Source organism: Curtobacterium sp. BH-2-1-1 (assembly GCF_001806325.1).
In the GTDB taxonomy this organism is placed as follows: domain Bacteria; phylum Actinomycetota; class Actinomycetes; order Actinomycetales; family Microbacteriaceae; genus Curtobacterium.
The window spans coordinates 3,518,196-3,541,445 of the sequence record NZ_CP017580.1 but is presented as its reverse complement, the minus strand read 5'-3'; the positions used below and the strand labels follow the sequence as shown (position 1 = coordinate 3,541,445).

Sequence of the window (23,250 nt, the reverse complement as noted above, 5' to 3'; positions counted from 1 at the left end):
CGTGTGCCCGCTGCGTCCGACGCTACGACCGATGGCGGTCGGGAGGGATGTCCTGACAGGGTGACCCTGTCGGTCTAGCGTTGCGGGCATGGGCAGTGACGCACTACCGACGACCGGTCGCGGCGATTCGACGCAGCGGCTGTTCCTCCGCCGCAACCGCGCTCGACTGCAGTCCCTCGTCGACCGGATCGTGCCCGCCGACGAGTACCCGTCGGCGTCCGAGGCCGGTGCGCTCGAGTTCCTGGCGTCGGTCCTCGACGAGCGTCCGGACTGGCTCGACCGGGTCCGTGCGGTCGTGGACGGCCACGACCAGGACGACGACCCCGACTGGGCGTGGTTCGCGGGGATCGTCGCCGCCGGCTACTACGCCGACGCGGGCAACGGCGGCAACGCCGGCGAACGCTCGTGGGAGATGGTCGGCTGGCAGCCCGGGCCGCCGGCGGGGTGGAGCGTCCCGGTGCCGGTGCCCACCGCGCAGCCGGTGGTGGTGCGCCCGTCGGAGTTGGCCGAGTGGTACGACGCGATCGTCATCGGTTCGGGTGCCGGTGGGGGTGTCGCGGCGTGCGGGCTCGCCGAGTCCGGGCGCCGCGTCCTCGTGGTCGAGGCCGGGTCCTGGCCGGGCACCGCCGACCTCGCGCAGGACCACATCCGCAATCCCCGGTCGACGTGGGGGCTCGCACCGCGGTCCGGTCCCGTCGACCTCGGCAACCCGCGCGTGATCGCCTCGCCCGAGGGAGACCGGGTCGCCCGGCCGTCCGACTGGGACTGGCACAACAACGCCTTCACGGCGGGCGGTGGCACGAGGGTCTACGGTGCGCAGGCGTGGCGGTTCGCCCCGAGGGACTTCACGATGGCCACCGACCACGGCGTGCCGGACGGCAGTGCCCTGGCGGACTGGCCGATCGGCTACGCGGACCTCGAGCCCTGGTACGAGCGGGCGGAGTGGGAGCTCGGCGTGAGCGGCGACGGCGACGGTCCGTGGGCGGGTCCCCGCACACGGGCGCTGCCGATGCCGGCGATGGCGGCGGGACCCGCGCGGGAGCGGCTGGCGCGGGCCGCGACCGAGCTCGGCTGGTCGACGGTGCACGTCCCGCTGCTCGTCAGCTCGGTCCCCTTCCTCGGGCGGGGAGCGTGCGAGCAGTGCGGGATGTGCGTCGGGTTCGCCTGCCCCGTCGACGCGAAGAACGGCAGCCAGAACACGATGCTCCCCCGGGCCTTCGCCACCGGCAACGCGTCCGTCCTCCTCGAGACCCGGGCCGCGCGGATCCGGACGGACCGGTCCGGCCGCGTCGTCGGGGTCACGCTCGTCGGGACGGTCGACGGCCTGGACTGGCGTTCGGACGTCGACGCGGCGGAGGTCGTCGTCGCGGCGGGAGCGGTGGAGTCCGCCCGGCTCCTCCTCAACAGCCGCAGCGAGCAGGAACCGAACGGGCTCGGCAACGGCCAGGACCAGGTCGGACGGCACCTGCAGGGGCACCGGTACGGCGGCGCGATGGGCATCTTCGACGACGTCGTCGAGGACGGCCTCGGGCCCGGGCCCTCCATCGCCACGACCGACTTCCGGCACGGCGTCCCCGGGCAGATCGGCGGCGGGATCATCGCGGACGAGTTCGTCGCGACGCCGTCGAACACCTACGCGTACCTCACCGGCTTCGGGCTCCTCCCCCGTGCGGGCATCGACAGCAAGCACGGGATGCGCGACCTCGCCCGCCGGAGCATGCGACTGATGGGGCCGATCCAGGAGGTCACGTCCGCCGACTCCCGCGTCCGCGTCGACCCCGCCGTCACCGACCGGTGGGGCGTCCCCGTCGCACGGTTCAGCGGTGGTCCGCACCCGGAGGACACCCGTGCCCGAGACCACACCAGTGCGCGGAGCGGGGACTGGCTCCGGGCCGCGGGTGCGACGTGGGTCGCCGAGATGCACGGGGAGCTGACCGGGACGAGTGGTGGCCAGCACCAGGCCGGGACCCTCCGCATGGGCGACGACCCGCGCACGTCGGTCGTCGATCCGTTCGGCCGGGTGTGGGGACACGACAACCTGCGCGTCGCCGACGGGTCGGTGCACGTCACGAACGGTGGGGTGAACCCGGTGCTGACGATCTTCGCGACGGCGATGCGGACGATCGACGACATGGTCCGGTGACGTCGGGCGCCGCTGACGCTACCCGCGGCGACGGGTGCGGGGCTCCGGCGGGCCCGTCGGGTCCGTCGGGTCCGTCGGGTCCGTCGGCTCCGACGGCTGGCCGAGGACGGTCCGTCCGGCGAGCACGGCCAGCGCGACCTCGGTGATCGGGAGTCGGTTCCGCCGCGCGTGGTCGCGCAGCAGCGAGAACGCGGTCGCCGGGTCCACGCCGTTCCGGTTGGCGAGCCACCCCTTCGCCTGCTCGATGACCGTCCGGCTCTCGAGGGCCGCCTGCAGCTGCGCCTGTGTCGTCACGGCGTCGTCGATGGTCCGCTGCTGCACGACCGAGATCGCGGCGATGTCCGCCAGTGCCCGCGCGGCGACGAGGTCGTCCTCGTTGAACGCGCCCGTGGACTCGCCGAACAGGTTCAGTGACCCGATGACCGTCGCCCGGAGCCGCAGCGGGATCGAGTGGACGGCGCGGTACCCGGCGTCCGCAGCGGCTCGGGAGAAGTGCGGCCATCGAGACTCGGCGTCCAGGACGTCGGGGATCGAGACCACGGTCCCCGTCCGGGTGGCTTCGAGGCAGGGTCCGTCGCCGACCTCGAGCTGCAGGAGTTCGAGCAGTCCGCTGTGGTGCCCCACCGAGGCGGCGATGTGCAACCGGTGGTCCGAACCGAACAGCATCAGCCCGGCGGCCTGGACGTCGAACAACGCCGCCGACTCGTCCACGAGGAGCTGCAGGCGGCCCGCGAGGTCCCGTGGACCGGTGGCACCGCCGACCAGTTCGATGATCGTGTCGAGCAGTCGTCGTTCGCGGTCGACACCCAATGGGTCACTCCAGATGCGGTGATCAGAAGTGGCCGGTCGTGCGCTGCTCCAGCGGTCGGGGACCGCGTGGTCCCACCGTACGGCCCGCACATGCGAACGCACCCGGGCGTCCGACGTGCCTGACCAGCGCACGACGGAAGGCACCGCGAACCGCGGTTCCCCGTGGTTCGCGGTGCCTTCCGTTGTGCGCAAGCACCCCGCACCGCGGGGCGCCGCCGCGGCCGCGGCCCCGCGCTACCGCTTCAGGTTCGTCAGCTCCTGCAGCACCTCGTCCGAAGTCGTGATGATGCGCGCGTTCGCCTGGAACCCGCGCTGCGCCACGATGAGGTTCGTGAACTCCTGCGACAGGTCGACGTTCGACATCTCGAGCGTGCCCGACGCGAGCTGCCCGACACCGGGCGAACCCGGAGCGCCGACCGTGGCGTTGCCGGAGTTGGCCGTGGCGCGGTAGCCCGACGCACCGGTCTTCTCGAGGCCGGCCGGGTTCGCGAACGTCGCGAGGGCGATCCGACCGATGGCGAGCGACGCACCGTTCGAGAACGTCCCGACGACCGTGCCGTCCTTCGAGATCGAGTAGCCCTGGAGCGACCCGGCCTCGTGGCCGTTCTGCGACGAGATCGACGCGGTGTTGAGCGAGGCGAAGCCCGTGAGCTGCCGCATGTCGACGGCGATGCCCCCGACGGCGAGCGTGCCACCGGCCGTGAGCTTGCCGTCGGTCCCGAACGTGAGGGACGTCGTCGCCTGGGTGCCCTGGCCGTCGGTCGCGGTGACGTCCCAGCCGGCGGCGGTCCGCTCGTAGGCGATCGACATGGTGTGCTTCGCACCGGACGCGTCGTAGACGGTGGCGTCGCGGGTGATGACCGCGCCAACGGCGGTCTCGGACGGCAGGTTGCCGGTCACACCAGCGGTGGAGGTGCGGACGGCGGGCGCGGCGGCGTCGAGCGGCAGGACGATGTCCGACAGGGCGCCGTTCTCGTTCACGACGCCGTTCGTGGCCGGGTAGCCCTGCACGATCTTCCCGTCGGCGCTGACGAGGCGGCCGTCGGCGTCGAAGTCGAACGCACCGGCGCGGCTGTACACGGTGTCGTTGCCGAGGCGCGTGACGAAGAAGCCGTCGCCGGAGATCATCAGGTCGGTGGCCTTGCCGGTGGCCTGGGCGGAGCCCTGGGCGAAGTTCGTGGAGACGCCGGCGACCTGCACGCCGAGGCCGATCTGGGCCGGGTTCGTGCCACCGATGCCGGTCTGCGGTCCGCCGGCACCCTGGGTCATCTGCGACAGGGTGTCCTGGAAGACCGTCGACGACGACTTGAAGCCGACCGTGTTGACGTTGGCGATGTTGTTGCCCGTGACGTCCAGCATCTGCTGGTGCGAACGGAGGCCGGAGATCCCGGAGTAGAGCGAGCGGAGCATGGTGCGTCCTTTCGTGGAGGTACCGAAGAAGAAGTGGAGGGGGTCAGGAGGTCGTCTTGATGCCGGAGATCACGTCGAGGTTGACCTCCTTCCCGTTCACCGTCACGGTCGGCACGCTCTGGGCGTACGACACCGCGGTCGCCGTCCCCGTGATCGGTGTGCCGGACGTGGCGTCGGTGTAGCTGACCTGCTTCCCGACGAGGTTGGCGGCGGCGATCCGCATCTGCAGCGAGAAGTTCTCGTTCGCCGTCGTGGTCTGGTTGGTGATCTGCTCCATCATCGCGAGCTGCGTCTGCTGGCTGATCATCTGGTTCGTGTCCATCGGCGAGGACGGGTCCTGGTTCTGCAGCTGCGTGACGAGGAGCTTCATGAACACCTCGGAGTCCATCGTCTGCGACCGCGAGCTGGTCTGGTTCGCGGCGAGGGCCGCGGCCTGCGCGGCCTGGTCCACGGTGCCGGTGATGCCGTCGATCGGCATGGTCGTTCCCTTCGGTTCTGCCTGTGCTGGTGGTCGTCGCTCAGGCGAGGACGTCGAGTCCGACGGTGCGGACGGTGGGCGTGTGGGCGGTGCCGGGTGCGCGCGGGGTGCGCCGCGCCTCCTGGCCGGTGTCGACGCGTGGACCCGTCTGGGCGGGCCGTTCGTCGTGCCCGGAGCGGGTGTCCGGGTGGTTCTGCGAGGACAGGTCGAGCGTGGTCGACAGTCCGGAGCCGGCGGCGTCGCGGCGGAGGTCCGGCATGACCTGCCGGACCGCGTCGCGCCCCGCGTCGGAGGCGGCGAAGAGCTCGACGTGCATCCCGTGCGCGGTGACGTGCGCGCGGACGGTGACCGGGCCGAGCGTGTCCGGCGTCACCTGGACGGTGACGACGTGCTCCCCCGGGCCGGCCTGTGCGAGCGTGAACACCGGGCGGGCCAGCTGCTGGGCGAGCGGGGCCGGAGCGTTCGCGGTCGCTGCGCCGGACGTCGGGGTGGCCGGCGCGGCGGGCGCCGTCGGCGAGGTGGTCGGGACCGCGAAGGCGCTCTCGGCGCCGCGGGTCGTGGTGACGGCCTGGAGGCGCGGATCGCCCTGGTCGGGCGCGCCGCTGTCCGCCTCGTGGCCGGTCTGGGCACTGCTGCCCGGTGCTCCGGTGGTCGGGGCGGTGGCCGTTGCCGTGGGCGTGGCCGTGGCGACGACGGGCTGCCCGGCGTCGGCGGGGTCGGCGCCGGCGCCGGTCGTGGCGGCCCGGGTGCCCTGGGCGCTCTGGCTGGCCTGGGTGCTCTGGGCGACCGGCGTGCTCGCTGCTGCCGGGGCCGTCGGTGCGGCCGTTGCCCCCGGGACGGCGGACGTCGGCGTTGCTGCCGTCCGGTCGGCCTGGAGCGAGGGTCCCGCCGGGAGGGCCGGGCCGGGCGCACCGAGCGGGGCGGCCGGGGTCGTCGCCGCGGCAGCTGTCGTTCCGGCCGGCGCTCCGGCGGCGGTCTCCGCTGCGGTGCCGCCGAGCGACCCGGCCGCTGGGGTCGCGGCAGCGGTCGCCGCGGTCGGGTGTTCGCTGCTCGCGGCGTCGGCGTGCGGCGTCGGGCCGGCGGGGTCGGGCGTCGGGGTCGCCCCGCTGCCCGGCACGGGTGCGTCGAGCGACGCCACGGACGAGCTGGCTGCTACGGGAGTCGCGAGCGGCTGGGCGGCGGTGGTCGGCGCGGCGGGGACCGCCTGGACCAGGGCAGCGACGATCGACGCGGTGTCGACGGTCGGCGCGGTTCCCGTGGCGGCGGGAACGGCGGAGGTGCCGTCGGCGGAGGTGTCGTCGCTGGCGGTGTCGTCGGCGGAGCGAGCCGCGGCGGCACGGGTCGCACCGTCCGTCGGGCCGTCCGTCGTCGTTTCCGTCGCCGAGCGGCGGTCCCGTCCCGCTGCCGAGGCCGTGTGCTGCGCATCGCGGTCCGCTCCGGGCACCGGGGTGCGGCGGTCGTGGGACGGCCCCGTCGGCGTGCGTCGGTCCCGGGCCTCGGCTGCCGAGGCAGCGGACGCGGAGGACCCGGTGGCCGCGGCCGAACCCGCGTTCCCCGCAGCGGCCATCGCGGCGCCGAACGAGTCCGCGGACGCCGGCGCACCCGACGAGGACGCGGCCCGCGCCGGTGCCGGGGTGGCGGCGGACGTGGTGATGGTCAGGCTCATGCTGCGCTCCCCGCGTTCATGAGGGACAGCAGCGCCGCCGTCTGCAGGTCCGTCGCACCCGAGGCCGCGGTCGTCGCCGTCGTGGCGGACGCCTGCGCGGGCACGATGCGTCGGATCGTGGCGATGTCCGAGTCCTTGTACCAGTTGTCGACGATCCGGACGTCCTTGCCCGGTCGCGGCGCGTGCAGGACCTTGCCGTCGCCGACGTAGATGACGACGTGCCCCTCGCCCTTCGGGATGATGAGGTCGCCGGGCTGCGCGTCCTTGAGGGACCCCACCTCGACGCCCATCTTCGCCTGGTCCGGCACGACCCGGGGCATGGTCACTCCGAGGTCCTTGAACACCGTCTGCACCAGCCCCGAGCAGTCCATGCCGCTCGTGGTGGTGCCGCCGAAGACGTACGGCACGCCGAGGTACTTCTTCGCGTCCGCGACGACGTCGGCACCCGTGGCGCCGCTGCCCGTCGCGAGGGTCCCGGCCCCGGCGTCGACGGACGTGGCGGCGGCAGTCGCGGGCGTCGCAGACGAGGTCGTGCCGGTGCCGGTCGTGCCGGTCCCGCTCCCGGTCGCGGTCGCCAGGGCGTCGGCGAACGCGGTCGACGTGGCGGCGCCCGACGCGGCCGAGGTGGCCGCCGTCGCGGTGGTCCCGCTGCGCAGGGCATCGATCTGGGTCCGGATCTCGGAGATCCGGGAGAGCACGGCGTCCACGCTCATCGGGCACCACCTTCCGCGCGGCTGCGTGCCGCGATCTCGTCGAGGGCGTTCTGTTCGGTGCGGAGGTCCTCGGCGGCCTGCTGCTCGTCGTGCTGGACCTCGAGCTTCTCGAGCCCGAGGGCGGACCGGCGGGCGGCGTTGTACTCGTCCTGTGCCCGGTCGGCGTCGGCGCGGCGGGTCCGGGCGACGGCGTCGAGCTCCTCGAGCATCCCGCGGGTGGCGGCACGGGCCGCGGCGACCGCGCTGAGGGTCGCGGCGTCCTGGATCGGCTGCGACCCCTCGGTGTCGGCGAGGTTCCGACGCGCGGCGATCCGGGCGTCGGCGGCGTCGCGCACCCGCTCGTTGGCGGTCGCGAGGGCGGCGGCGGCACGGTCCTGTTCGGCGTGCCGGAGCCGGAGGAGCCCGGCGAGCGGGAACCGGCGGGCCATCAGGCACCACCCCCGGCGCCGAGCGTGCCGACGAGTGCGTCGAGGGAGCGCCACGACGCAGCCGCGGTCGCACGCTCGTCCATGCCCTGCCGCAGGAAGTCGTCGATCGCGTCCTGGTGGTCGACGGCGGCGTCCACGAGGGGGTTCGTCCCGCGCTGGTACGCCCCGACGTCGAGCAGGTCCTGCGCCGCCCTGCGTGCCGCCATGACCTTCCGCAGGGCCGTCGCCGCACCGCGCTGCCCGGGCGTGGTGACCTTCGAGGCCACGCGCGACACCGAGCCGAGCGCGTCGACGGACGGGAAGTGCCCGGTGATCGCCAGCTTCCGGTCGAGCACGACGTGCCCGTCGAGGATGCTCCGGGCGGCGTCGGCGATCGGTTCGTTGTGGTCGTCGCCGTCGACGAGGACCGTGTACAGCCCCGTGACGCTGCCGACCCGGTCGGTCCCGGCGCGTTCGAGCAGTCCGGCGAGGACGGAGAACGTCGACGGCGGGTAGCCCCGGGTGGCCGGCGGCTCCCCCACGGACAGCCCGATCTCGCGCTGCGCCATCGCGACGCGGGTGAGCGAGTCCATCATCAGCACGACGTCCTGGCCGGCGTCGCGGAAGGACTCGGCGATGCGGGTGGCGACGAACGCGGCACGCAGGCGCATGAGCGCCGGCTCGTCCGAGGTGGACACGACGACGATCGAGCGGGCGAGGCCCTCCGGACCGAGGTCGTCCTCGAGGAACTCGCGGACCTCGCGACCACGCTCGCCGACGAGCGCGATGACGTTGACCGCGGCGTCGCTCCCCCGGGCGATCATCGACAGCAGCGAGGACTTGCCGACGCCGGAGCCCGCGAACAGGCCCATGCGCTGCCCGCGCCCGACCGTGGTGAGGGTGTCGAGCACGCGGACGCCGAGCTGCATCGGGGTGTCGATGCGCGTCCGGGCCATGGCGTTCGGCGTCTCGTGGTCGAGCGGCACCCACGCGACCGGCTCGCCACCGACGCCGACGAGCGGACCGCGGTCGTCGATCGGGCGCCCGAGTCCGTCGAGCACGCGCCCGAAGAGCCCCGCACCGGTGGGCACGAGCACCGGTCGCCCGGTGGGCCGTGCGGGCGTGCCGGCGGTGACACCGGTCAGGCGCCCGAGCGGCATGCAGCGGACGCCGGTGACGTCGGTCGCGACGACCTCGACGAGGGTCTGCGGCGCACCCTCGGCACCGACGGCGACGACCTCGCCGACGTGCGCGTCGAGTCCGGCGATCGTGAGGCCGAGTCCGACCGCGCTCGTCACGACACCGACCCGCTGCGGAGCGGCCTGTCGGAGCGCTTCGTCGAGCCCACGGGGGCGGAGGAGCGTCGTGGTCACGGGGTCACCCCCAGCGCCGTGCGGGCACGGTCCAGGGCGGTGGCGATCCGCGCGTCGAGCAGCCCGTCGGGCAGGTCGACGACGGCGTCCCCGTCGCGCAGCGACGGGTCGGCGACGACCGGGACCGGCAGGTCGAGGTCGGCGACGCGCGCGACGTCAGCGACGCTCAGCCGGACGGCCACGGCGACGGTGCGGTCGATGGACGCGAGCGCCCGCTCGACGGTCGCCTGTGCACCGGGGACGACCCGCGCCTCCCGTCCGTCATCGGCGGTGTCCGCGGTTCGGGAGGCGCGGATCGCGTACCCGACGACGGCTTCCGCCAGGTCGACGGCCGCGACCGCGACCGACTGCTCGGCCTGGTCGAGGACCGGTGCGACGTGCGACAGCATCGCGTTCGTCGCGGCGTCGAGGACCGCGATGCGGCGCGCGGTGTCGGCCTGCATCGAGGCGGTGCGGGCCGCGTGCTCGGACTCGAGCCGGGCGCGCAGCGCGTCGGTCTCGGCCTGCGCCTGCCGGAGCCCTGCGGCGTACCCGGCGGCGTGCCCGCGCACGTCGGCGCTGGCGGCGCGCGCGTTCCCGGACGGGTCCCCGATGACGGGGAACGCGACGCGCTGGACCACGGACTCAGTCAACGAGCTCGTCCTCCTCGGCGCGGTGGACCGTGATGACGCCCTGCGCCTCGAGTTCGCGGACCGAGCGGACCACCTCAGCGCGGGCCTCCTCGACCTGCGAGACCCGGACCGGGCCCATGGCCTGCAGCTCGTCGTCGAGGAGCTCGCGGTTGCGCTCGGAGACGTTCGCCCGGATCGTCTCGACGACCGGCGCGGCGGCACCCTTCATGGCGGTCGCGAGGAGCTTCGAATCGATCCCGCGCAGGACCTGCTGGATGTCGCGGGACTCGAGCTTGACGATGTCCTCGAACGTGAGCATCCGGGAGCGGATGTCCTCGGCGAGCTCGGGGTCGCGCGCCTCGAGCCCGTCGAGCACGGCCTTCTCGGTGGCGACGTCCGAGCGGTTGATGATGTCGACGAGCGGGGCGATGCCGCCGACGACCTCGACGCTCTCGCGCGGCGACACGACGGCACCGGCGCGCTGGCGGAGGACGCCGGCGACGATCCCGACGGCTTCCGGGGTCGCGCTCCCCATGGTCGCGAACGCCTGGGCGACGTCGGTGCGGGCGCGCTCGTCCACCCCGGCGAGCACGGCGCTGGCCTGCGCCGGCTTCAGGTGTGCGAGCACGAGGGCGATGGTCTGCGGCAGCTCGCCCTCGAGGAGCGTGACGACCTGGCCGGGCTCGGCGTCGTCGAGGAAGTCGAACGACTGCCCGGCGAGGTTCGAGGCGAGCCGGTCCATGACGCCGGCGGCGCGCTCGGCACCGAAGGACGCCTCGAGCAGCCCGAGCGCGGTCTCCTTGCCGCCGCGCTTCTGCGTGCGGCCGCTCAGCGTCATCCGGTGGAACTCGGTCAGGGTCTTGTCGACGACGGTGTCCTCGACGCGGCGCATCCGGACGATCTCGGCGGAGATCTCCTCGGCCTCGATCTCGGTGAACTGCTTCATCACCTCGGCAGCGCGCTCGGTCTCCATCTGCATGAGGATGAGCGCGACCTTCTGCGCACCGGTCAGCGCACGGTCGCCAGCGCCGGTCCCGCCGGCGCTCGGCACCAGGGCGCTCACACCGGTGCCCGGTCGTCGAGGAGCCCGCGGAGGAGCTCGGCCGTGCGCTTCGGGTCCCGCTCGGCGAGGGCGGAGATGTCCTGGCGACGCCGCTCCGCGGTGATCTCCTCGGTGGTGAGGACCTCGGTGGGGGCGTCGTCGTGCGGGACGGTGGGCAGCGCGACGGTCGGGGCGTCCCCGGCCTGCAGGGTGCTCCGGTCCGCGGCGCCGTCGACGGCGAGCGGGAGCTGGAAGGTCTCGCCGGAGAAGGCGTCGAGCTCGCCGAGGTCGACCGCCTCGCGCTCCTGCTTCCGGCTGCGGCGGGCGAGGAAGACGATGATCGCGATGAGGGCGAGCAGCGCACCGACGACGATCCCGGCGGTGCGGATCGACGACCACAGCGCCTCCTGCTGGTCCGCCTTCTGCTGGGCCTCGAGCGCCTTCGTCGCCTTGTCGGCGGCGCTGGTGTCGAAGTCCATCATCGCCACGCGGACCTGGTCGCCGCGGGTCTGATCGACACCGGCGGCCGCGGCCACGAGGTCGTTGATGCTCTGCAGGTTCGCGTTCTGCACCGCGGCCGCCTTGGAGTTCAGCGCGACCGAGATCGTCTGACGGGAGAGCCCACCGGCCGGCAGCTGCGTGGTCTCGGTGGTGTGGTCGACGGCGTTGTTCTTCGTCGCGGACTCGTTCTTGTACCCGTCGTCGGCGCCGCTCGTGGCGGTGCCGTTCGGCACGGCGATGTTGTCCGGGCCGAGGACGCCGGTCGCCCCGGCGCCGCCGGCACCGGACCCCGCGCCGTACTGCTCGGTGGTGGACGACTCGTTGAGCGCGACCGGGCCGGTCGTCGGCGTCGTGTAGGACTCCGACGTGCGGGTGCCCGAGTTCTGGTTCATCGTGGCGGACACCACGACGCTGGCGTTCCCGGTGCCGAGGGTCGTGTCGAGCAGGTCCTGGATCTTCTTGCTCGTCGAGGCGTCGTAGTCGGCCGCCTGGTCCGCACCGCTGCCGGTCGCGCCGGTGCCGACGGCGGAGAGCGTCTGGCCCTTCGCGTCGACGACGGAGACGTCGGTCGGCTGCATGCCCTCGACGGCGGCGCTCGTCAGGTGCACGATCGCCTGGACCTGGTCGGTGCTCAGCTCGCTGCCGTTCTTCGTGGCGATGAACACCGACGCGGTCGGGTCCTTCTCCTCGGAGACGAACACGGTCTTCTCGGGGATCGCGAGCTGCACGGTGGCGGTCTGCACGCCGTCCATCGCGCCGATGGTCTTCGCGAGCTCGCCCTCCATCGCGCGCTTGTACGTGACGTCCTGCTGGAACTCGGAGCTCGTCACGCCCATCTTGTCGAGCAGCGAGTAGCCGCCCTCGTTCGATGCGGGGAGCCCGTTCGACGCGGCCTTGAGCCGCTCCGAGTACACCGACCCCTGCGGGACGAGGATCGTGGCCCCGCCGTCGGTGAGCTGGTACGGCACACCGTCGGTGGTGAGCTGGTCGGTGACGCTCGCCGCGTCGGCCGCCGCCAGTCCCGTGAACAGCGGGGCGTAGGACGCCTTGCCGAGCCAGGTCGCGAGCGCGATGCCGCCGAGCACGAGCGCGGCGATGACGAGGATCGCGATGGTCCGCTGGGCGGCGCTGAAGCCCTTGACGTAGGCGGCGAGACGACCGAAGAGGTCCTTGACGGCGACGGGCATCAGGCCTGCATCCTCATGATCTCGTTGAAGGCGTCGACGCCCTTGTTGCGGACGGCGGAGACGAGCTCGAGCGTGACCTGAGCGCGGGTGGCGGCGATCGTCGCGTCGTGGATGTCGTCGAGGTTGCCGGTGACGGCCTTGAGCGCGAGGGTCTTCGAGTCGCTCTGCAGCTGCTGGAGCCCGTCGACCGCGTTCCCGAGCGATGCGGCGAACCCGCTGCCGTCGGACGTCGCGCCGGGGGCAGCGACTCCGCTCGTCGCGCTCGTGCCGACGTCGCCGGACGTGCCGCTCAGGCTCGTCATCGCGTTCGTCATCGCGTTGGTGGTCACACCGTTCACGGCGTCGATGGGCATCAGTTCTTCCCGATCTGCAGGGCCGCCTCGTAGGCGGTCTTCGCGCGGTCGACCACGGCGGCGTTCGCCTGGTAGCCCCGCTGGGCCATGATGAGGTCCGCCATCTGCGTGCCGAGGTCGATGTCCGGCATGCGGACGTAGCCCTCGGCGTTCGCGAGCGGGTTGTCCGGGTCGTACGTGACCCGGCCGGCGGCGCTGCCGAACGCGGCGCCCTTGACGTAGGCGCCGGAGACGCCGTTGCCCTCCTGGACCTCGACGTAGCGGGCCTGGAAGGCTGAGTCGTCCATCGACTTCACCGTGTTGACGTTCGCGATGTTGTCCGACACGGCGTCGAGCCACTTGCGGTGCACCGTCATGCCGGTGCTCGCGATGCCGATCGCGTCGAACGTGGTCACGAGGTGGTCCGCATCGCCGCGCGGACACTGGTGAGCTCGGAGTTCATCGCCTGCGTGGCGAACTGGTACCGGAGCACGGTGTCGATGTTCGAGAGCGTCTCCTCGTCGAGGTTGACGTTGTTGCCGTTCGTGTTCGTCGGCTCGAGGCTCCGCGCGACGGTCGGGGTCGTGCCGCCGTCCCCGTCGACGATCGACTTCGCCAGGGCGTCCTCGAACTGGACCTTCTCGGCGTGGTAGTTCGGCGTGTTGATGTTCGCGATGTTGTTCGCGATGACCTTCTGTCGCATCGACAGGCCGTCGAGCGCACTCTGCAGTGCGACGCTCGTCACGGAATCGAACACTGGTGGACCGTCCCCTCGCTGACGACGTCCCCTGTTGACGTCGCCTGATGGCGGTGGCCGATCCGTGGCCGAACTGGTGAGCGATCCGTGCTCAGGGGGCGCTGTCGGCCGGGCTGTGGGGCGCGTTAGGGGTCGCCCCGAACGGGGGGCGGGGCGCGCTCACGTGTGCATGTTCCGACATTCCGCCAGTCGATCGACGCGTGCTTCGTCGCACGATGCACACGCATCCGGTGCGTGTGCATGCTCCGACGTTCCGCCGGTCGATCGACACGTGCTTCGTCGCACGATGCACACGCATCCGCGCGGCCGCCGCCCGCGCCCGCCCGGGCCCCGCGTCAGGCGGAAGCGTCGAGGTACACCGAACCGCGCGGCTCCCGCGTCGCGTCCACCGCCCGGAGCGCCCCGAGGTGGTCGCGCGTCGCCCGACGGTCCCCCTCGAGCGCAGCGATCCGGTCCCGCTGCGCGGCGAGCAGCCGGGAGGCACGCCCCACCAGCTCACGCGGCACCGGCCCCAGCCCGGTCGGCTCGGACCACCGCACGTCGCCGCCCGCCGTCAGGTCGGCTTCGAGCGCCTCGAGCACGGCCTCCCACGCGGCACGGCGTTCCGCGTCAGGCGACACCGAGTGCCCCGCCGGTCGGGTGCTGCACCGCGGTCGCCGCCGGGATCGACGCGGCGGCCTCGTGCCACGACTGCCGCAGCGGCTCGAGGATCCGGATGCAGTCGCGGGTGGCCTGGACGTCACGGTGCACGTTCGCGGTGATGAGCGACGTCGACGCGTAGTTGTAGATCGCCAGCAGTCCCTCGCCGCCGTCCCACACGTCGATCTTCAGCGTCGAGGACAGCTCGCCGACGATGGCCTGCGCGTGCAGGAGCTGCTCGCGGGCCGCGTCCCAGTCGGCGGTCGTCTGTGCGGCCTCGGCGCGGTGCAGGTCGAGGAGCAGCCGGTCGTAGAGCATCGTGACGAGCTGCGCCGGCGTCGCCGAGAGCACGGCTTCGTTCGTGTACTGGGCACGGCGCTGGTCCGTGACGGTGCGGGGCTGCGCGGCCTGTCGGAAGGCGGCGGACTGGAGGTCGAAGGCGTTCATCGGTGTTCCTGTCAGCTCGTCGTCGACGCCAGCTGGCTCGCGAGCCAGCTGGACTGGGACTGGAGCTTGCTGAGGCTGGTCTCGAGGCTCGCGTACATCGTCTGCAACGCTGCGCGACGCGAGGTGAGCCGGTCGGTCCAGCTGTCGATCTGGGTGTTGAGGTCCTTCGCGACGGCCTGCTGTCCGGTGATCGCGGTGGTGATGGACCCGTCGTACTTGTCGGAGGCCGAGGTGGCAGCGGCGCCGACGTTCGCCGCGACGCCCGAGAGCATCGCCTGCGTGCCCTCCGGATCGGTCGCGAGGGCCTTCTGGAAGACGTCGGCGTCGAAGGTGAAGTCGCCGTCCTTCGTGATCGAGATCCCGATCGACGACGGGGACTTCCCGCCCACCGGCGCCGACATCGTGCTCGCGAGCCGCTGGACGACGTCACGCGTGGTGCCGTCGCCCGAGAGCACGCCGGCCGTCGTCGTGGTGGTGCCGGTCGTCGGGCTGGTCGTGCTCGTGACGGCGGTGTTCGAGCTGTAGTACGCGGCCACGGCGTTCATCGCGTCGACGAGGCCGGACGCGACGGTCTGCGCCTTCGTGGTGTCCTGCGCGATGGTCAGCGTCACCGGGTCGGTCGTGGGCTGCGTCACCGTGACGCTGACCCCGGGGACGAGGTCGGTGAACGTGTTCGTCGTGCTCGTCACCGTCTGCGCCGCCGCGGTACCGGCCCACAGGGTCACGCTGGCGTCCTTCGCCTGCGTGACGACCGCGGCACCGACCTGGGTGAGGACGTTCGTCGCGGTGCCGGCGGTGACCTCGTCGGCCGTGCCGCGGTACACCTCGAACGCTCCGGCTGCCCCGGTCTTCGCCGAGGTGAGCTGCAGGCGGTAGAGCTTCGTGCCGTCGGCGTCGGTCCCGGCAGCGACCCGCGTCGCCGTGACACCGGCGCCCGACTTGTTGATCGCGGACACGGTGTCGTCGAGGGACCCGGAGGCCGGTGTGACGGTCGTCTTCGTGCCGTCGGCGCCGACGAGCGTGATCGACTCGGCTGCGGAGGACCACGTCGCCATCGCCGCGGTGACGCCGACCTGGGCCGACGCGGTGGACCCGACCGTGAAGCTCAGCGACCCGGCGCTGGCGTTCGCCCCGGTGACCGCGGTGACGCCCGGCGACGAACTCGTGGCCGTGAAGAGGTCGAGCGAGGTCGCCTTCGCCGCGTCCTTCGCCTTCGTCGCGAGGGTCTGCACGAGCCCGTTGATCGTCTGCAGTGACGAGATGAACGAGTTGGTGCTGGTGAGCTTGTTCTTGAGGAGCGTCTGCGGGACCCCCTCGACGCTCATCAGCGAGTTGATGAGGTCGGTGGTCTTGAGACCGCTGACGAGACCGTCGATCGCGAGACTGCTCGCCGATGACACGGACGACATCGATGGCTCCTGCCGCTACGAGGGGAAAGGGTGCGGGTGACGCCGCCGCCCGGGGTACCTGAACGATCCCGGACGGCGGCGTCAGCGCTGCTAGCGCAGGAGCGAGAGCACACCCTGCGTGCTCTGGTTCGCCTGCGCGAGCATCGAGGTGCCGGCCTGGCTGAGGATGTTGTCGCGCGTGTACTTGACCATCTCCTCCGCCATGTCGACGTCGGTGATGCGCGAACCGGCAGCGGTGAGGTTCTCCTTGGCCACGTTCGTCACGTTGATGGCGTGGTCGAAGCGGTTCTGGATGGCACCGATGTTCGAACGTGCCGTCGACACGCTCTTGATCTGCGCGTCGATCGTGGTGATCGCGGTCTGCGCACCGGTGGCGGTCGTGAAGTCGAGACCGGTGACGGCGGTCGCCACGGTCGAGACGTTCGCGCCCGACAGGTCGACGTCGATCTGGCTCGCCGCGTCGCCGTTGGCGCCGACCTGGAACTTCAGGACGCCTGCGGTGCCGGCGGAGCCGTCGAGCAGGTTGATGCCGTTGAAGTTGGTCGACTGGGAGATGCGGGTGAGCTCCTTGGACAGCTCGGTGACCTCGGTGGAGATCGCCGTGCGGGAGTCCGCGTTGTTCGAGTCGTTGCCGGCCTGCACGGCGAGGTCGCGCATGCGCTGGAGGATCGAGTGGGTCTCGGTGAGGCCACCTTCAGCGGTCTGCACGACGGAGATGCCGTCCTGTGCGTTGCGGGCGGCGACCGTGAGGCCACCGACCTGGGACTTCAGCCCCTCGGAGATCGACAGACCGGCCGCGTCGTCGGCAGCGCGGTTGATGCGGAGACCCGACGAGAGCTTCTCGAGGGACTTCGACAGGTCGTTCTGCGTCGAGTTCAGGTTCCGGTACGTGTTGAGTGCCGAGAGGTTGGTGTTGATGGACATACCCATGGTGGTTTCCTCCGTGAAATCTGGGTCGTACGTCTGCCCGTCCGTGGGCTGACAGGGGTGACTCTCGACCGGTTGGCCGGAGCCGTTAGGGAATCGGCGGACTTCGTCGTGCGACGAGACCGCCGAGGGCTAGCTCACCGCGACGACGGGTGCGGTCGTGACCGTCGTGGCGTCCTGCACGGCACGCGCCACGCCGGCTGCGGCGTTCGCGGCGACCCGTGCCAGGTACGCACTGCGGCGCGCGGCGGTGGTCTTCGAGGCCGGCTCCACGGTGACGCCGTCGTCCCCGTAGTGCGCGGCGAGTCCGTCGCGGAGCAGGCGCATCGCCTCGGAGCGCTGCTGCGACACGGCGGAGTGGGTGATCCCGAGCTCGGCGGCGACCTCGGTCACCGACCGGTCGCCGAAGTACACGTTCTCGACCACGAAGCGCATCCGCTCCGGCAGCGCCTCGACGGCGGCACGGAGGTAGCGGCGCTTCTCGGCCTCGAGCAGGTCCTCACCCGGCAGCGGCAGGTCCGCGGCGAGGGTGTCGTGCACGGTCTCGTCGATCGGCGAGACGGTCCGGGCCGCGTCGCTCATGGCGTCGGCGGCGGTCTGGCGGTCGACGCCCATCGCGTCCGCGATCTCCTGCACGCCGACGCTCCGCCCGAGCCGGGCCGACAGCGCCTCCTGCGTGGCGAGGGTCTCGCGGATCCGCTTCCGGGTGCCGCGGGACGCCCAGTCGGCGGAGCGCATGTCGTCGGCGATCGCGCCGGTGATGCGGGTGCGGGCGTACGCGCCGAAGGGGACGCCGAGGTCGGGGTCGAAGGCCTCGGCCGCGGCGACGAGGGCCAGCGACCCGACGGCGGCGAGGTCGTCACGGTCGAGGTGCGTGGCACGCGCCCGCACGTCGGCGACGATGTAGCCCACGAGCGGGAGGTGCTCCACGATCATCGCGTTGCGGTCGTTCCGGTCCATGCTGATCCCCTGGTCGCCTGACATGCTGACCCGTCCGTGGGCGCGGCAGACGCCGGCCTCGGATGGCCGGTGCGTACGCCGAAGACCCACCCGGGTCCCTCCGGGTGGTGCACCGTGCGTCCCTGCGACGCGGTGCGGGGTGTCCCCCGCGGTGCGCTTCGAATGTATCGGCTGGCAAAGCCCTGAGTGGGTGCACAACCGTCCCCAAAGCGGGGGTGAGGGGGCATTTTCCCGGTCGGCATTTGGGGGGACCCCGGCCTGGGAACGCGCGTTCTTGTCCCCCGATGTGGGTGATTCCCTGGAGGCGCGGATGGTGTCCGGCAGGCGCACTCGCCCGGTCGGTGCTTACGCCCGGCACCCGCGACCCGATAGGTCCCGGTGTCCGCAGGATGACCGACACACCCCACCGGGAGGAGCTGATGAGCGTGAACGAACTGTCCGCCGTGCTCTGGCGCGAACGCGAACTGCTCGAGCTGCTCACCTTCAAGCTCGAGGAGGAACAGCTGCTCCTCGCGGCCGGTCGCTCCCGCTGGGTCTCGCACGCCAGCCGCGAGGTCGAGCAGGTCCTCGAGCGCCTCCGCAGCACCGGTCTCGAGCGCGCCGCGTCGAGCGCCGAGGTCGCCGAGGAGTGGGGCGTCGCCGCCGACGCACCCCTGCGCGAGGTCGTCGCCGCTGCGCCGAACGGCCCCTGGGGCGAGATCCTCGCCGCCCACCTCACCGCGATGGTGGAGCTCACCACGCAGATCGGGGCGCTCCGCGACGAGAACGACCGCTTCCTCCGAGCTGCCGCGCAGGCGACCGAGGAGACGCTCGCCGGGTCCGTCACGGGTGCCGCCACCTACGACGCCAGTGGTACCTCGGGTACGGGCACGGACGGCGCACGACTCTTCGAGGGGACCCTGTAGCACCGTGGTCAGCACCTTCGGCTCCCTCGCCACCGCCTACTCCGGCCTCGCCGCGGCCCGCGCCGGCATCGACGTCACCGGGCAGAACATCGCCAACGCCGGAACCGCCGGGTACACCCGCCAGCGCGTCTCGCAGTCCTCGATCCCCGCCGCCCAGACCGGGTTCATGCGCGGGACCGCAGCGCTCGCGGGCCAGGGCGTGTCCGTCGACGGCATCGCCCGCCTGGCGTCCCTCACGCTCGACGCCGGCGTGCGGGTGGCCTCCGGCTCCTCGGCCTACGCCGACGCCCGCGCCACCGCACTCGCCGCGCTCGAGAACGGGCTGAACGAACCCGGTGACGACGGGCTCGCCAGCAAGCTCGACGCGTTCTGGTCCTCGTGGAGCGAGCTCTCCAGCCACCCGGACGACCCCGGTGCCGCCAGCGCCGTCATCGGCGCCGCGAAGACCGTCGCCAGCGCACTCGCCAGCGGCTCGAAGGCGGTCGACGCACAGTGGACGAGCGTCCGCGGCACCGTCGACGGCCAGGTGCAGCAGCTCAACGACGCCGCGTCGCAGGTCGCCGACCTGAACGGTCGGATCCGCACCGCGCTGGCGTCCGGCGGGAACGCGAACGAGCTGCTGGACCAGCGCGACCAGCTGACCCAGCAGATCGCCTCGCTGGCCGGCGGCACCGTCCGGCAGAACACCGACGGCACCGTCGACGTCCTCATCGGCGGCAACGCCATCGTGCAGGGCACCGATGCCCGCTCCGTGGCGCTCGGCGGCGGGCAGCGCATGGCCGACGGTGCCGCGGTCACCCTCACCTGGACCTCGGGCACGGCCGGCGCGGTCGCCCTGTCCGGCGGCTCGATCGGCGGGAACCTCTCACTGCTCGCCCCCGCGACGGCGAACGGCACCGGCGGAGCACTCGCCGAGGCGTCCGCGTCGTACGACCAGGTCTCGACGAAGCTCGCCGGCGCGGTCAACGCCGTGCACGCCACGGGGACCACACCGACCGGTGCCACCGGGACCCCGTTCTTCTCCCTCGCGGCCGGCGTCCCGGCCGCCCAGGGCCTCGCCGTCGTCCCGACCGACGGCAGCGGCCTGGCGACGCGGAACGCGGCGGGGGAACTCGACGACTCGTTCACCGACGCGCTCTCGCGACTCGGCGCGGCCTCCGACGGTGCCGACCGCTCCTGGGCGACGTTCGTGGCGGGGGTGGGCAGCGCCTCCAGGTCCGCCGCGTCGGAATCGACGCTCACCGGACTCGCGCTGACCAACGCGCGCACGCAGCAGCAGTCGAGTGCCGGTGTGGACCTCGACGAGGAGAACGTCAACCTGCTGAGCTACCAGCACGCGTACCAGGGCGCCGCGCGGGTCCTGACCGCCGTCGACGAGATGCTCGACACCATCATCAACCGCGTCGGACTCGTCGGGAGGGGCTGACCGTGATCACCCGTGTGACCACCCAGATGTCGATGACGGCCGCGAGCGCCAGGCTGCAGGCCGGCGCCGCGAAGCTCGCGCAGCTCACCGACCAGGCGACGACGCTGAAGAACATCCAGCGACCGTCCGACGACCCCGTCGGGACCGCCTCGTCGATGCAGGTGCGCAAGGAGCAGGCGGCCGCCGCGCAGTACACCCGCAACGCGAACGACGCGGCCGGCTGGCTCGCCACGACCGACAGCGCCCTGTCGAGCGTGTACTCCGTGCTCAACAACGTGCGGGACCTCACCGTGCAGGCGGCGAACAGCGGCACCATGAGCGACACCGACCGCGACGCGTTCATCACGCAGTTCCAGTCCCTCAAGTCCGAGCTCGAGTCCCGGGCGAACACGACCTACGGCACGCGATCGGTGTTCGCTGGATCGTCCACCGCCGCCACAGCGTACGACCCGGCGACCGGGTGGGCGTCCTCCGGTACCGACGTCACCCGACGGATCGGCGACGGCACCACCGTGCGGGTCGACACCGCCGGCACCGCGGTGTTCGGCTCGGGGAACTCGTCCGTCTTCGCCATGATCGACTCGATCGTCGGCGACCTGCAGAACGGCGTGAACGTGAACCCCCGCATCAACGACGTCGACGCCGCGATCAGCACCGTCCGCGGCATCCAGGCCGACGTGGGCGTCCGGCACGCCGCGGCCCTCTCCGCGCAGGACTCCCTGAAGAGCGCGACCGTGTCGCTCGAGAACCGGCGCGCCGGCATCGAGGACAAGGACCTCGCGAAGGCCGTCCTCGACCTGCAGGTGCAGCAGACCAACTACCAGGCAGCCCTCGCCGTCACCGCGAAGGTCCTGCAGCCGACCCTGATGGACTACCTCCGATGAGCATCGACCTGACCTTCGCCGTCCCCCCGTTCGGCCTGGCGCCCGCCCCCGTCTTCACGCTGACGCCCGTGGACGGCGCCGACGGGCTCTTCACGCTCGTGGGCGACGACGCGCGCTTGTTCGTGCTCGACGCCGCGGTGCACCTGCCGTCGTACGCGCCGGAGCTCACGGACGAGCAGGCGGCCGGGCTCGGGCTGACCGCACCAGAGGACGCGATGCTGCTCGTCGTCGCGAACCCGGGCGGCGCCGACGGCGGGACCACGGTGAACCTGCTCGCGCCGATCGTCGTGAACGCCCGGACGTCGGTCGGGGCGCAGCTCATCCTCGAGGAGCAGGACCTGCCGCTGCGCGCGGAGCTCGCCGCGCGCTGAGCGCTGGCGGCGGCGGCCGCGCCCCGGGTTCCGCGCGTGTTTCGACATCGCGCGAGTCGATCGACGCGTGCTTCGTCGGAACCTGCACACGCATGAGATGCACGTGCATGAAGCGACATCACGCCCGACGATCGACGAGTGTCTTGTCGGTCGATGTACACGCACGGATCACCCTCGGTCCTCCACAAGCTGCTTGATGACCGGAGGTGTCCACGGATCCGGCGGCACGGACGCCCGGGGCCGACGCGGGCGCGACCCTGGGGCGGTGAGCAGAGCAGACGACATCGAGATCATCCGCACGACCGGGCTCCCGAGCGCGGAACGGCGGCACCTCGAACGAGCCGTCGTCCGTGGGCAGCTAGTCCGGATCCGGCCCGGCGTGCTCGTGCAGCGGGGTGCGCTGGACGATCTCCTGCCCGAGCATCGGCACCACGTGCTCGTGCGGGCCTCGATCCACCGCGCACGCCCGAGCGACCTGGTCTCGCACGAGTCCGCGTGCGCCGTGCTCGGACTGCCGTTCGTGGGGCCGTGGCCACCGAAGGTGCACGTGTGCGATCCGACCTCCCCGAACACCCGCGTCACGACGTGGTTCGTCCGACACGGTTCCGAACACCGACCGCCGTCGGGTCGCACCCGGGCGAACGAGATCGCCGCGACCGATGCGGCCCGGACGGCGGTTGACCTGGCAGCGTCACGACCGCTGATCCACTCGCTCCCCGTCGTCGACCACGTGCTCGGCCGCGGCCTCGCGACCACGACGGAGCTCGAGCGCGAGGCGGGTTCGCTGCGCAAGGGGCGGACGAAGGCGGGGGTCGCGATCGGGATGGGGTCGGGGCTGTCGGGGTCGCCGGCGGAGTCGGTGTGCCGGGTCCGGTTCCGGCAGCTCGGCGTCCCGCAGCCCGTACAGCAGCACACGTTCCGACGGCCCGGGGAACGCACGGCGATCGTCGACTTCTGGTTCCCCGAGGCCGGCGTGGTCGTCGAGGTGGACGGCCGGGGGAAGTACGAAGACCCGGCGATGCTGGGCGGCTCCACCACCGCCGACGCCCACTGGCAGGAGAAGCAGCGCGAGGACTTCGTGCGGTCCTTCCCCGAGGTCCGCGCCGTCGTCCGGCTGACCTGGGCGGACCTGATGGATCCCGAGCGGGTCCGGGCGAAGCTCCGACGGGCGGGGATCACGTGCCGGTGAACCGCGGAGCGTCCGGGTGGTGGGCCCGCTGGCGCTCGACACCGGAGACCGTGGCACGGCCGACGACCACGTCACCCGCTCCGAGTCGGACGCCGTGGACCCGCCCCGTACCTTTGACCACCGCGCCGCGCCGGTCCGGGTCCGGGTCGTGGCGGTCGGCTCCGGCGCCGAGGACGACGTCACGGACGGAGACCGTCCCGATCACCTGCGCACCGGGGCCGATCGTCACCGGTCCCTCGACGAGACAGCCACCGGACAGCCTCGCACCCGCGCCGATCTCCACGTCGGCACTCCCGGAACCGGACGAGGCCGCACCGACCGCGACGACCGTGACCGGACCTGGCCCGAGCTCCGCCCGACCGATCTCGACGCGCGCCCCGTCCGCGAGGACCGTCACCGGCCCCGGCCCCAACCGCGCCCGCGCGCGGACGACGACCGCCCCGGTCCCCCGGCTCTCGAGGACGGCACCCGGGTACACCACGACGCCCGGCTCGATGACCACCGAGCGACCGACCAGCACGGACGCCGGGTCCAGGACCAGCACGTCCGGCGCCAGTGCCGCGACCTCGTCCGGCGTCAGGAATCCGGCAGCGCGCCGTGCTGCATCGAGTGCGTGTGCAGGGGTCATCCGACGAGCCTCCCATGCGTCCGGCGTACCGTCGT

General features: G+C 72.5%; 25 protein-coding genes. 6 read left to right on the top strand and 19 right to left on the bottom strand.

The features are described 5' to 3' along the window. The first annotated feature begins 88 nt into the window (after window positions 1-88). Window positions 89-2,143: a GMC oxidoreductase gene (locus tag BJK06_RS16765; RefSeq protein ID WP_083295342.1), complete on the top strand. Its 2,055-nt coding sequence runs from the start codon at window positions 89-91 to the stop codon at window positions 2,141-2,143. Between the two features lie 18 nt (window positions 2,144-2,161). On the opposite strand, the gene BJK06_RS16760 is transcribed toward BJK06_RS16765, so the two are convergent. From BJK06_RS16760 to BJK06_RS16675, 18 genes are all read right to left on the bottom strand, one after another. Then, window positions 2,162-2,953, bottom strand: a complete 792-nt coding sequence (locus BJK06_RS16760; protein ID WP_070418841.1) for a GAF and ANTAR domain-containing protein — start codon at window positions 2,951-2,953, stop codon at window positions 2,162-2,164. A gap of 234 nt (window positions 2,954-3,187) precedes the next feature. Further along, window positions 3,188-4,363 carry a flagellar hook protein FlgE gene (locus BJK06_RS16755; RefSeq protein ID WP_070418840.1) on the bottom strand — a complete coding sequence of 392 codons (1,176 nt, stop codon included), beginning with the start codon at window positions 4,361-4,363 and terminating at the stop codon, window positions 3,188-3,190. A 43-nt stretch (window positions 4,364-4,406) separates the two neighbouring features. Next, a complete protein-coding gene (locus tag BJK06_RS16750) occupies window positions 4,407-4,841 on the bottom strand; it encodes a flagellar hook assembly protein FlgD (RefSeq protein WP_070418839.1) in 435 nt (144 codons plus the stop codon). A gap of 40 nt (window positions 4,842-4,881) precedes the next feature. Continuing rightward, complete coding sequence (locus tag BJK06_RS16745; protein WP_070418838.1) at window positions 4,882-6,507, bottom strand: flagellar hook-length control protein FliK; 1,626 nt, start codon at window positions 6,505-6,507, stop codon at window positions 4,882-4,884. Continuing rightward, window positions 6,504-7,220, bottom strand: a complete 717-nt coding sequence (locus tag BJK06_RS16740; protein WP_070418837.1) for a C40 family peptidase — start codon at window positions 7,218-7,220, stop codon at window positions 6,504-6,506. The genes BJK06_RS16745 and BJK06_RS16740 overlap by 4 nt, the downstream gene beginning before the upstream one ends. After that, the gene (locus BJK06_RS16735; RefSeq protein ID WP_070418836.1) at window positions 7,217-7,648 is read right to left on the bottom strand and encodes a hypothetical protein; all 432 of its coding nucleotides are present in this window, start codon (window positions 7,646-7,648) and stop codon (window positions 7,217-7,219) included. The genes BJK06_RS16740 and BJK06_RS16735 overlap by 4 nt, the downstream gene beginning before the upstream one ends. Then, window positions 7,648-9,000: a FliI/YscN family ATPase gene (locus BJK06_RS16730; protein WP_070418835.1), complete on the bottom strand. Its 1,353-nt coding sequence runs from the start codon at window positions 8,998-9,000 to the stop codon at window positions 7,648-7,650. Before BJK06_RS16730 ends, BJK06_RS16735 begins: the two co-directional genes overlap by 1 nt. Further along, window positions 8,997-9,632: a hypothetical protein gene (locus tag BJK06_RS16725; protein WP_156794901.1), complete on the bottom strand. Its 636-nt coding sequence runs from the start codon at window positions 9,630-9,632 to the stop codon at window positions 8,997-8,999. The genes BJK06_RS16730 and BJK06_RS16725 overlap by 4 nt, the downstream gene beginning before the upstream one ends. Then, on the bottom strand, window positions 9,625-10,674 hold the full coding sequence (gene fliG / locus BJK06_RS16720; protein WP_083295340.1) for a flagellar motor switch protein FliG: 1,050 nt from the start codon (window positions 10,672-10,674) through the stop codon (window positions 9,625-9,627). The genes BJK06_RS16725 and fliG overlap by 8 nt, the downstream gene beginning before the upstream one ends. Further along, window positions 10,671-12,341, bottom strand: a complete 1,671-nt coding sequence (gene fliF, locus BJK06_RS16715; protein WP_070418833.1) for a flagellar basal-body MS-ring/collar protein FliF — start codon at window positions 12,339-12,341, stop codon at window positions 10,671-10,673. The genes fliG and fliF overlap by 4 nt, the downstream gene beginning before the upstream one ends. Then, the gene (gene fliE / locus BJK06_RS16710) at window positions 12,341-12,694 is read right to left on the bottom strand and encodes a flagellar hook-basal body complex protein FliE (RefSeq protein ID WP_083295339.1); all 354 of its coding nucleotides are present in this window, start codon (window positions 12,692-12,694) and stop codon (window positions 12,341-12,343) included. The genes fliF and fliE overlap by 1 nt, the downstream gene beginning before the upstream one ends. Continuing rightward, the gene (locus BJK06_RS16705) at window positions 12,694-13,089 is read right to left on the bottom strand and encodes a flagellar basal body rod protein FlgC (protein ID WP_070418832.1); all 396 of its coding nucleotides are present in this window, start codon (window positions 13,087-13,089) and stop codon (window positions 12,694-12,696) included. The genes fliE and BJK06_RS16705 overlap by 1 nt, the downstream gene beginning before the upstream one ends. Further along, window positions 13,086-13,430, bottom strand: coding sequence for a flagellar basal body protein (locus BJK06_RS16700; RefSeq protein WP_070418831.1), 345 nt, complete (start codon window positions 13,428-13,430; stop codon window positions 13,086-13,088). The genes BJK06_RS16705 and BJK06_RS16700 overlap by 4 nt, the downstream gene beginning before the upstream one ends. A 335-nt stretch (window positions 13,431-13,765) precedes the next feature. After that, window positions 13,766-14,050: a hypothetical protein gene (locus tag BJK06_RS16695; RefSeq protein ID WP_070418830.1), complete on the bottom strand. Its 285-nt coding sequence runs from the start codon at window positions 14,048-14,050 to the stop codon at window positions 13,766-13,768. Beyond that, window positions 14,040-14,516 carry a flagellar export chaperone FliS gene (fliS, locus tag BJK06_RS16690; RefSeq protein WP_083295338.1) on the bottom strand — a complete coding sequence of 159 codons (477 nt, stop codon included), beginning with the start codon at window positions 14,514-14,516 and terminating at the stop codon, window positions 14,040-14,042. The genes BJK06_RS16695 and fliS overlap by 11 nt, the downstream gene beginning before the upstream one ends. A gap of 11 nt (window positions 14,517-14,527) precedes the next feature. Beyond that, a complete protein-coding gene (gene fliD, locus BJK06_RS16685; RefSeq protein WP_070418829.1) occupies window positions 14,528-15,925 on the bottom strand; it encodes a flagellar filament capping protein FliD in 1,398 nt (465 codons plus the stop codon). A 90-nt stretch (window positions 15,926-16,015) separates the two neighbouring features. Further along, window positions 16,016-16,855 carry a flagellin gene (locus tag BJK06_RS16680; RefSeq protein WP_070418828.1) on the bottom strand — a complete coding sequence of 280 codons (840 nt, stop codon included), beginning with the start codon at window positions 16,853-16,855 and terminating at the stop codon, window positions 16,016-16,018. Window positions 16,856-16,984: 129 nt separating this feature from the next. Beyond that, a complete protein-coding gene (locus tag BJK06_RS16675; RefSeq protein ID WP_229086786.1) occupies window positions 16,985-17,836 on the bottom strand; it encodes a sigma-70 family RNA polymerase sigma factor in 852 nt (283 codons plus the stop codon). 395 nt (window positions 17,837-18,231) lie between these two features. On the opposite strand from BJK06_RS16675, the gene BJK06_RS16670 reads away from it, so the two are divergent. The 5 genes from BJK06_RS16670 to BJK06_RS16650 all read left to right on the top strand — a co-directional run bounded on the left by BJK06_RS16670 (window position 18,232) and on the right by BJK06_RS16650 (window position 22,587). Beyond that, the gene (locus BJK06_RS16670; RefSeq protein WP_070419569.1) at window positions 18,232-18,717 is read left to right on the top strand and encodes a flagellar protein FlgN; all 486 of its coding nucleotides are present in this window, start codon (window positions 18,232-18,234) and stop codon (window positions 18,715-18,717) included. Between the two features lie 4 nt (window positions 18,718-18,721). Next, complete coding sequence (gene flgK / locus BJK06_RS16665; RefSeq protein ID WP_070418826.1) at window positions 18,722-20,143, top strand: flagellar hook-associated protein FlgK; 1,422 nt, start codon at window positions 18,722-18,724, stop codon at window positions 20,141-20,143. Between the two features lie 2 nt (window positions 20,144-20,145). Further along, entirely contained in the window at window positions 20,146-21,027 is an 882-nt protein-coding gene (gene flgL, locus BJK06_RS16660; protein WP_070418825.1) for a flagellar hook-associated protein FlgL, read from the top strand. Beyond that, on the top strand, window positions 21,024-21,398 hold the full coding sequence (gene fliW, locus BJK06_RS16655) for a flagellar assembly protein FliW (protein WP_070418824.1): 375 nt from the start codon (window positions 21,024-21,026) through the stop codon (window positions 21,396-21,398). The genes flgL and fliW overlap by 4 nt, the downstream gene beginning before the upstream one ends. 265 nt (window positions 21,399-21,663) lie before the next feature. Further along, on the top strand, window positions 21,664-22,587 hold the full coding sequence (locus tag BJK06_RS16650) for a hypothetical protein (protein WP_070418823.1): 924 nt from the start codon (window positions 21,664-21,666) through the stop codon (window positions 22,585-22,587). Here the strand turns inward: BJK06_RS16650 and BJK06_RS16645 are convergent. Further along, a complete protein-coding gene (locus BJK06_RS16645; RefSeq protein ID WP_070418822.1) occupies window positions 22,574-23,215 on the bottom strand; it encodes a hypothetical protein in 642 nt (213 codons plus the stop codon). The two genes, BJK06_RS16650 and BJK06_RS16645, sit on opposite strands and share 14 nt — an antisense overlap. Window positions 23,216-23,250: the final 35 nt, after the last annotated feature.

Bases quoted from the DNA above. Each gene is read 5' to 3' on its own strand.
- BJK06_RS16765 (WP_083295342.1), top strand. From the start codon at position 89: ATGGGCAGTGACGCACTACCGACGACCGGTCGCGGCGATTCGACGCAG.
- BJK06_RS16755 (WP_070418840.1), bottom strand. From the start codon at position 4,363: ATGCTCCGCTCGCTCTACTCCGGGATCTCCGGCCTCCGTTCGCACCAG.
- BJK06_RS16750 (WP_070418839.1), bottom strand. From the start codon at position 4,841: ATGCCGATCGACGGCATCACCGGCACCGTGGACCAGGCCGCGCAGGCC.
- BJK06_RS16745 (WP_070418838.1), bottom strand. From the start codon at position 6,507: ATGAGCCTGACCATCACCACGTCCGCCGCCACCCCGGCACCGGCGCGG.
- BJK06_RS16740 (WP_070418837.1), bottom strand. From the start codon at position 7,220: ATGAGCGTGGACGCCGTGCTCTCCCGGATCTCCGAGATCCGGACCCAG.
- BJK06_RS16735 (WP_070418836.1), bottom strand. From the start codon at position 7,648: ATGGCCCGCCGGTTCCCGCTCGCCGGGCTCCTCCGGCTCCGGCACGCC.
- fliF (WP_070418833.1), bottom strand. From the start codon at position 12,341: ATGCCCGTCGCCGTCAAGGACCTCTTCGGTCGTCTCGCCGCCTACGTC.
- fliE (WP_083295339.1), bottom strand. From the start codon at position 12,694: ATGCCCATCGACGCCGTGAACGGTGTGACCACCAACGCGATGACGAAC.
- fliS (WP_083295338.1), bottom strand. From the start codon at position 14,516: ATGAACGCCTTCGACCTCCAGTCCGCCGCCTTCCGACAGGCCGCGCAG.
- fliD (WP_070418829.1), bottom strand. From the start codon at position 15,925: ATGTCGTCCGTGTCATCGGCGAGCAGTCTCGCGATCGACGGTCTCGTC.
- BJK06_RS16680 (WP_070418828.1), bottom strand. From the start codon at position 16,855: ATGGGTATGTCCATCAACACCAACCTCTCGGCACTCAACACGTACCGG.
- BJK06_RS16675 (WP_229086786.1), bottom strand. From the start codon at position 17,836: ATGTCAGGCGACCAGGGGATCAGCATGGACCGGAACGACCGCAACGCG.
- BJK06_RS16670 (WP_070419569.1), top strand. From the start codon at position 18,232: ATGAGCGTGAACGAACTGTCCGCCGTGCTCTGGCGCGAACGCGAACTG.
- fliW (WP_070418824.1), top strand. From the start codon at position 21,024: ATGAGCATCGACCTGACCTTCGCCGTCCCCCCGTTCGGCCTGGCGCCC.
- BJK06_RS16645 (WP_070418822.1), bottom strand. From the start codon at position 23,215: ATGACCCCTGCACACGCACTCGATGCAGCACGGCGCGCTGCCGGATTC.